The sequence below is a fragment of the Streptomyces carpinensis genome (genome assembly GCF_002154505.1).
In the GTDB taxonomy this organism is placed as follows: Bacteria; Actinomycetota; Actinomycetes; order Streptomycetales; family Streptomycetaceae; genus Streptomyces; species Streptomyces carpinensis.
In genome coordinates, this window is the sequence record NZ_MUBM01000789.1 from 1 (window position 1) to 711 (window position 711).

A 711-nucleotide genomic window follows, 5' to 3' on the forward strand; every position below is an offset into this window, starting at 1 on the left:
TGGCGGCGAGCGCGTCGGCGATCTGGGCGGTGAGCAGCGCCGCGGCGACCGGGGTGAAGGGGCCGTTCTCGCGCAGGTAGCGGTGCAGGTCCGGACCGTCGACGAGGTCCATGACCAGCGCCAGCAGATCGCCCTCGACGACCAGGTCACGGACCTGGACGATGTTCGGGTGGGTGAGCCGGAGCAGCACGGACCGCTCCCGCAGGAACCGCATCACGACGTCGGCGTCGTTCGCCAGCTCTTCCTTGAGCACCTTGATCGCGACCGTCTCGCCGGGCTGGCCCTGCACGGCCGCCTCGGCACCCGCGGTCTCTCGCTGGCGGGCTCGCCAGACGGTCCCGGTGGCGCCGCGTCCGAGCGGCTCCTCCAGGAGGTACTTGCTGCCTACCGGCCGCACGTCATGCGCTCCCTGTTGCTTGCTTGCCTGGTTCCCCGCGCCTTCTGGGGCCTCCCGGGGTGTTCCGACCACTGTAGTGCCGCTCCTCGCCATCCCAGCGGCTCTTCCGGAGCGACGTGTGCGGCGGCGTACGCGGCGACATACGCAGGCGATGCCGTACATGTTCGATGGAAAGACGCTCGACTCGGGTCGGTTGGTTGCCCGCGCACGGACGTGACCGATCTCAAGCGGGCTCGAAGCGGACATTCACCGGGCATCGGCCAGGCACTTTTGGGGGCAGAGCCGACCAATCAAGATCACTTGCCGTGGGAGGG

The 711-nt window shown here is 69.3% G+C and carries 1 protein-coding gene; it reads right to left on the minus strand.

Going from position 1 to position 711, the window contains the following annotated elements; genetic code table 11:
• The coding region (locus BZY54_RS48790; RefSeq protein WP_158104042.1) for a protein kinase domain-containing protein at positions 1-397 on the minus strand (397 nt) is incomplete at its 3' end.
• Between the last annotated feature and the right edge of the window lie 314 nt (positions 398-711).